6 protein-coding genes are annotated in these 7,075 nt (G+C 69.9%); 4 read left to right on the forward strand and 2 right to left on the reverse strand.

Annotated elements, in window-relative coordinates; translation table 11 throughout:
- Window positions 1-2,054, forward strand: a 2,054-nt coding sequence (locus tag ACM9NP_RS23755) for an iron ABC transporter permease (RefSeq protein ID WP_415649005.1), incomplete at its 5' end; no start/stop codon positions are given.
- 318 nt (window positions 2,055-2,372) lie between these two features.
- Here ACM9NP_RS23755 and ACM9NP_RS23760 read toward each other — a convergent pair.
- Entirely contained in the window at window positions 2,373-3,053 is a 681-nt protein-coding gene (locus tag ACM9NP_RS23760; protein ID WP_415649006.1) for a response regulator, read from the reverse strand.
- Window positions 3,050-4,252: a sensor histidine kinase gene (locus tag ACM9NP_RS23765; RefSeq protein ID WP_415649007.1), complete on the reverse strand. Its 1,203-nt coding sequence runs from the start codon at window positions 4,250-4,252 to the stop codon at window positions 3,050-3,052. Before ACM9NP_RS23765 ends, ACM9NP_RS23760 begins: the two co-directional genes overlap by 4 nt.
- 179 nt (window positions 4,253-4,431) lie before the next feature.
- On the opposite strand from ACM9NP_RS23765, the gene ACM9NP_RS23770 reads away from it, so the two are divergent.
- The 3 genes from ACM9NP_RS23770 to ACM9NP_RS23780 are packed head-to-tail and all read left to right on the forward strand — an operon-like array spanning window position 4,432 to window position 6,836.
- Window positions 4,432-5,283, forward strand: coding sequence for an ATP-binding cassette domain-containing protein (locus ACM9NP_RS23770; RefSeq protein WP_415649008.1), 852 nt, complete (start codon window positions 4,432-4,434; stop codon window positions 5,281-5,283).
- On the forward strand, window positions 5,280-6,041 hold the full coding sequence (locus ACM9NP_RS23775; protein WP_415649009.1) for a hypothetical protein: 762 nt from the start codon (window positions 5,280-5,282) through the stop codon (window positions 6,039-6,041). The genes ACM9NP_RS23770 and ACM9NP_RS23775 overlap by 4 nt, the downstream gene beginning before the upstream one ends.
- Entirely contained in the window at window positions 6,042-6,836 is a 795-nt protein-coding gene (locus tag ACM9NP_RS23780) for an ABC transporter permease (protein ID WP_415649010.1), read from the forward strand. It begins immediately after the preceding gene.
- The last annotated feature ends 239 nt before the right edge of the window (window positions 6,837-7,075 follow it).

A 7,075-nucleotide genomic window follows, 5' to 3' on the forward strand; every position in this document is an offset into this window, starting at 1 on the left:
CCCCCACCCCGACGACCCGCGCCTCCGTGCTCGGCGTCGGCGGCATCACCGTGTTCCTCCTCGCGGCGCTCGTCATCCTCGCCGCCGTCCAGATAACCCAAGGCACCGCCGACGTCCGCGCGGCCGACCTGTGGGCGTGGCTCACCGGCTCCGCCACCGACCAGTCCGCGTCCGTCGTCATCGCCTCGCGCCTGCCCCGCCTGACCGCCGCACTCGTCGTCGGCACCGCGCTCGGCATCGCCGGCGCCGTCATGCAGTCGATCTCGCGCAACCCCCTCGCGTCCCCCGACACCCTCGCCGTCAACGCGGGCGCCCACCTCGCGCTCGCGGCAGGCGCCGCGTTCGGCCTCGGCGGAGCCTTCGTCGGTGACCTCGGACTCGCGTTCCTCGGCGGACTCGGCGCGGCCGCGCTCGTCCTGGCGCTCACCGGAACCGAGTACGGCACCGTCCGGCTCGTCCTCGGCGGCTCCGCCGTCGCACTCGCGCTCTCGTCCGTGACGACGTCCGTGATGATCCTCTTTCCGTACGAGGCACGCGGCCTGCACGCCTGGGCCGCCGGCACCCTCGGCGTCACCGGCTTCGACGGCATCGCGCTCCTCGCGCCCATCGTCATCGTCACCCTCGCCGTGCTCCTCCTGCTGGGCCGCCGACTCGACCTGCTGATGCTCGGCGACGACGAAGCCCGATCCCTCGGGGTTCCCGTCCGCCGCACACAGCTGACAGTCCTCGTACTCGCCGTCCTCCTGTCGACCGCCGCCGTCACCCTGACCGGACCGATCGGCTTCATCGGACTGGCCGCGCCCGCGCTCGTCCGGCTCATCTCGACGAAGATCCCAGGCCTGCATCGACACCGCGCGCTCCTGCCGGTCAGCGGTCTCGCCGCCGTCGTTCTGCTGGTCGCCGCCGACGTCGTCCTCCGCGCGCTCATCGGCGCGCAGACCGCCGTCCGCGTCCCCACCGGAGTCATGACGTCCATTGTGGGTGCAATCTTCCTCGTCGCACTCGCGTTCCGGCTTCGCAGCAATCGCATGGGAACCAGCCAGGGCGCTCTCGACGTGCGAGGCGTTGGCTTCCGTCGACCCGTCCTCGTCGTAGCGGTCCTCGTGACGCTTCTGATCGGCGCCGTCATCTCGTCCCTCCTCATCGGAGACGCCGGACTCCTCCTCGGTGACCTCGCCAACTGGGTCACCGGCAACGCCGGACCGCGCGTATCCGCCATCATGGACACTCGCGCTCCGCGCGTTCTCGCCGCACTCCTCGCCGGGGTCGCGCTCGCCGTCGCGGGCACCGCGATCCAGGGCGTCACCCGCAATCCGCTCGCCGACCCGTCGATCCTCGGGGTGTCCGGTGGCGCGTCCGTCGGCGCGATCCTCGTCGTCACACTCGTGCCGCTCGCCGGATTCTGGGCGCTCGCCGGGGCGGCCGGGCTCGGTGCCGTGATCGTGGCGGCGCTCGTGTTCGGGCTTGCGGCTCGCGGCGGTTTCGCGACGGATCGGCTCGTCCTCGTCGGCATCGGCATGTCCTTCGGGACCGCCGCCTTCGTGACGCTCCTGATCGTCATGACCGATCCGTTCAACGCGGCGAAGGCCCTGACGTGGCTGTCCGGTTCGACGTACGGCCGCACGTTCGAGCACATCCTGCCGTTGACCATCGGGTGCGCCGTGTTCGTGCCGCTCGTGTTCGTGGCGCGGCGGCGTCTCGATCTATTGTCCGTCGACGAGGACACGCCCCGTTTGCTCGGTGTGCGCGTGCCGATCGCCCGTTTGGGTCTGCTGGCCTGCTCGGTCGGGTTGACCGCCGTCGCGGTCGCCGGGATCGGCGTGCTCGGGTTCGTCGGGCTCGTCGCGCCGCACGCCGCCCGGATGATCATGGGGCGGCGCCACGGTCGCGTTCTTCCGGTGGCCGCGCTGCTCGGCGGCATACTCGTCGTGTGCGCCGATCTGTTGGGCCGCACCGTGATCTCCCCGGATCAACTGCCCGCAGGTCTGCTGACCGCGATCATCGGTGCGCCGTACTTCTTCTGGCTGCTCTACCGCAGCCGCAAGGCGACCTGACGCATTATCCGTCCTTTGAAGGGGATTCCGTCGCGGAATCCCCTCGCCGTGCGAATCGCGGGCGTGGCGAACGGGTTCGCCTCACCGTCCGTCGATGACTCGACCCCATCGGCCACCCGGCTCAGGGGCCTCCGGCCTCCTCCCCAAGGTCAACGCTACCGGCCGAGGCTGAAGCCCACCTTAAGTCGGCTGAGAACCGCTTCAGTTTGGCCGTCTTCCGTTGCGCGGCAATGCCCGTCGATCGCCTCCGGAGGTGGCCCCGGGTGGCGCCGACCGCGGAGGAGCCGAGTGGAAGCCCGTCGTTCGCCGGAGATTCGCCTAGGCAGAGAACGCGTCCGACGAGCGACGGTCGCCGCCCACCTCGACGAGCCCGGACTCGTACGCCCAGATCACGAGCTGCGCGCGGTCACGCGCCTCCAGCTTTCGCAGCAGGTGCCCGATGTGCGTCTTGACGGTCGCCATACTGACATGCAGTCGCGTCGATATGTCGAGATTCGACAGTCCCTGTCCGACGAGTTCGAGCACTTCTCGTTCCCGCTGCGTGACACCCGGCAACGTCCGGGTCGCCGGGCCGCGCCGCTCGGTCACCCGGCCGATCAGTCGGCGAGTCACCGACGGGGCGAGCAGCGACTCGCCCGCGGCGACGACGCGAATGGCACGCAACAGATCTCGCGGCGTCGAGTCCTTGAGCAGGAAACCGCTAGCGCCCGCCCGGAGGCTGGCGTACACGTGATCATCGGTGTCGAATGTGGTCAGTATGAGGACGCGACTCGTCGGCGCGGCCGTCGCGATGCGCCGCGTCGCCTCGATGCCGTCCATGACGGGCATCCGGATGTCCATCAGGACCACGTGTGGCCGCAGCCGTCGCACACTGTCGACGGTCGCGGCACCGTCGGCCGTCTCGGCGACGACCGTCATGTCGTCCTCGGTGTCCACGAGCACCGCCAGGCTCGACCGCAGCAGGGCCTGGTCGTCGGCGATGATCACGCGAATCGTCACGACGGTTCCTCCGCGAGCCCTCGGTGCGGGATCGTCGCGATGACACTGAAACCCGACGCGGTCGGACCGGCCTCGAGCGACCCGCCGTACGTGGCGACACGCTCGGACATGCCGATCAAGCCGTGCCCTTCGTCGTAGTCGCCACGCCGCCGGGGTCGCCCCGTGTTCGATACCTCGACCCGCACCCGGGCCCCGTCGTCACTCACGTCGACGCGGCACTCGGATCCCGGCGCGTGCTTGACCACATTGGTCAGTGATTCCTGAACGATCCGATAGACCGCGAGGCCGATCCCGGACGGCAACGGTCGCGAGTCGTCCACGGACAGGTCCACGATCAGCCCCGCCCCGGCGGCCTGCCGCCGCAGCTCACCGAGCTGCGCCACGCCCGGCAACGGGTTCGACGAGTCGCCGCGCCAGGTTCCGATGATCTGGCGAAGCTGCGTCAAGGTGTCGCGCGCGGTCGTCTCGATGACTCGTAGCGCCGTCGCCGACTCCTCGGGCCTTTTGTCCGCCACGTGGTTCGCCACGGCCGCCTTCACCGCGATGAGGCTCATGTTGTGGGCGACGACGTCGTGCAGTTCGCGGGCGATGCGCAGTCGCTCCTCCGCGACCTCCCGTTGCGCGAGTTGCGCGGCGGAACGTGCGGCCATCACCCGGCGATCCGCCACGGCGACCCCCAGCGCCCAAGCCCCGGCCGACAGGACGACGCCGACGACCAGGTTGGCGGCGGCGTCGGGAGACTGCCCGTAGGGTCCGGACACCGCGAGGCACAGCGCGCCGACGACGGCGACGGTCGCGGGAAGCGCCGTGGACCGCGTCGGCCGAGCGGGCCGTGCCGCCACCGTGTACAGCGCGAACGCGGACGCCGCGAAGCCGTCGTGCGGGGCGGGCAGCAAGACCGTGACCGCCGTGACCGCGGTGACGGCCACCCACACCGGGACGGGCCAACGGCGTCGCAACGCCAATGGGGCTCCGGTCGCGGCGACGAGCGCGAGCCGGAGCCACAGCTCGATCGGCTGCGCGGGAGCGAATTCGTAGGCGGAAACGACGAAACCGCTGACGACGACGAGGTATCCCGCGGCGGCGAGCGCGTCGAGCCAGGCGAGTCGGCGGGGGCTCGCGACCCGCACCGGTTCGTCCGACGGGCTTTCGCCTCGTTCGGTCGTGCGCGCGCGTGGGTGGCTGGTGGTGTCGTGCACGCGACCACGCTAGCGCTCGGTCTCGGCTTTCGCCTCCGACCGTGGTCGTCATACCGGGGTCTGAGGCGCGGCGCCGTGCGTGGTGAGAGTTCGGTCCGCGCTCCGAGGCGGTCCGCGCGTGCAGCCGGAAGTGTGGCGGGGTGATCGAGATACATGAATTGTCTAAAAGGTATGGATCGGTGTCGGCGGTCGACGGCTTGTGGGCGCGGATCGAGCCGGGCTCCGTGACGGGCTTCCTCGGACCGAACGGGGCGGGAAAGTCGACGACGATGCGTTGCGCCGTTGGTCTGGTGGCGCCGAGCTCGGGCCGGGTGACGGTCGCGGGCACGTCCTATCGGCGGCTCAAATATCCACTGCTGACTGTCGGGGCGCTGCTCGACGGCGGTGCGGCGCATCCGGCGCGTCGGGCTCGCGACCATGTCCGCGCGATCGCGCTCTCCAACCGCATCGGCGCCGCGCGGGTCTCCGAGGTGCTGGAACTGGTCGGCCTCGCCGATGTCGCTCATCGGCGGGTGGGGACGTTCTCGCTGGGCATGAGGCAGCGGCTCGGGCTGGCGGTGGCGCTGCTCGGCGATCCGTCGATCCTGGTGCTGGACGAGCCGATCAACGGTCTCGACCCGGAGGGCGTGCGTTGGTTTCGGCTGTTCGTCCGCGATCTGGCGGCGCAGGGTCGGACGGTCCTGGTGTCCAGCCATCTGATGTCCGAGATGGAGCAGACGGCGGACCGCCTGATCGTGGTCGCGCGCGGGAGGTTGCTCGCCGACACGACGGTGACGGCCGTGGCGGGCCGGTACTCGGAGGGCGTCGTCGTACGGACGCCGCAGCGGCGGGAACTCTCGGTCGTGTTGCGGCGCCACGGTTGTGTCGTCGTCGACGGGGATGACGACCTGCGGGTCACCGGTGCCGACGTCGACGCGATCGCGTCCATCGCGACGGACGCGGGGGTACGGGTACACGAGATCCGGCACCACCATGTGTCTCTTGAGGACGCTTATCTGCGCTTGGTCGCGGATGCCGAGGTCGGCGCGTGATCGCCGTGCTGCGGGCGGGGTGGGTGAAGGTCGGGTCGCTGCGATCGTCGTCGCTGCTCCTTCTCGTGCCGCTCGCGGCGGCCCTGATCGCGTTGTGGGTGTTCGCGGGCGCGATCGCGAGCGCGGACGAGTTGGCGGCGGGCGCGCGGACGAGTCGTCCGCTCTCGGCGATGGATCAGTTGGTCATGCCGCTGACTCAGCTGTGCGCGGTGGTCTTCGGGGCGACGCTGACCGCGGGTGAGTACGTTCATCGGACCATTTCATCCACTATGGTCGCGTCGCCGTGTCGGTGGCGTTGGTCCGTGTCCGTCGCGATCTGGGCAGGTGGGCTTTCGGCGTCGGTGGGCGCGGTGGTCGGTGCGATCACCGTCATCGGCAGCGCGCGGATCGCCGACGGCCGAACGGTGCCGGGCGTGACCGGAGTCGACGTCGCCTCGCAGGTCCTGTGGCATTCCGCGGCCGTGGCCGCGACCGCCGTCCTGGCCGTGGGGATCGCTTTGAGCGCGCGGTCGGTCGCGGTTCCCGTAGTGACGGCCACGGCGCTGATCGCGCTGCTTCCGATGGGCGCGTTGCTCGTCCCGCCGCCGTGGGGCGATCGTCTGTCGGCGTTGACGCCGTTCGCGTTGGCCGGACGGCTCGCGGACCGTTCCGATGTGGTCGCGGCGTTGCCCCCTGTTCTCGCTGGTCTGATCCTGTGCGGTTACGCCGTCGTGCCGCTCGTGGTCGGCGTCTCCATCGTTCTGAAGAGAGATATTTAGATGCTTCCTGTTGTGTTGTCGGAGTTCCGTAAGGCCGTGTCGGTTCGCTCCACCGGGGTCGTGGTCGCCGTCGCGTTCGGCTGGCTCCTCGCCGTCCTCGGCATCGAGTTGTACGGGGTGATCCTGTACGACGGTCTCGACGCGTCCAGTCGGTCCGGCTTCGGTCTGTCCCGCGGCGACGAGATCGCCCCCTTCGGCTTCCAGATCTGTCTCGTCGTTTTCGCGATCCTGACGTTCACCAATGAGCACACGTACGGCACGTTCGGGCAGACCTTGGCGGCGACTCCGAGCCGAGGCCGCGTCCTCGCCGCGAAGGCGCTCGTCGTCACCGGTTTCGCGCTGGCCGTGGGCGTGATCGGACAGCTGGTGGTGGTGTGGGGCAGTTTCGCCCTGGTCGGGGATCGGCCGATCCCTGGTTTCGAGGGGCCGGTCCTCGACGAGTTGCCGATGGCGCTGTTGTGGGTGCTGCCGATCGTGACCGTCCCGTTGGCCGGTGTGGCGGTGGCGGTGCTGGCCCGGTCGACGGCGGTGGCGATCACCGTCACGCTCGTGGTGCTGGCCGTCGTCCCTCGTTTCGTTACGGCCCTGCCGGAGCCGTGGAATGCGCGGGTCGGCATGTTCCTACCGGAGGACCTGACGACGCAGCTCCACGGCGGCCTTCCGTTCGCGGTCGATTTCGACGGTGTCGACCCGGGTCTGGCCCTGTCGCAGACGGCGGCGGGGGCCATTCTGGTGGCCTACGCGCTGGTCGGACTCGCGACGGCGTACGCGGTCATCCGCCGCCGCGACACCTGACCCGCTCCCGTCGTCCTCTTGTACCGCCGCCGTCCTCTTGTACCGCCGCCGTCCTCCTTATCGGAGCCCCGACTCTCACTGTCCAAAGGCTCCTTCCCTCGTGGTCTCACGTGATTCCCGCTTGGTTGGGCAAAAGGCTGGCTTGGTTGGGCAAATGTTCGAAACAGGCGTGTTTTCGCAATTTGCCCAACCAAGCGGAACTTTTGCCCAACCAAGCGGAGTGGACNNANGGGGCGGGG

The organism is Stackebrandtia soli (assembly GCF_965137155.1).
GTDB classification, from domain to species: Bacteria; Actinomycetota; Actinomycetes; order Mycobacteriales; family Micromonosporaceae; genus Stackebrandtia; species Stackebrandtia soli.

What these genes read in the sequence shown, in the direction of transcription:
- ACM9NP_RS23780 (WP_415649010.1), top strand. Translation starts at nt 6,042, where the DNA reads ATGCTTCCTGTTGTGTTGTCGGAGTTCCGTAAGGCCGTGTCGGTTCGC.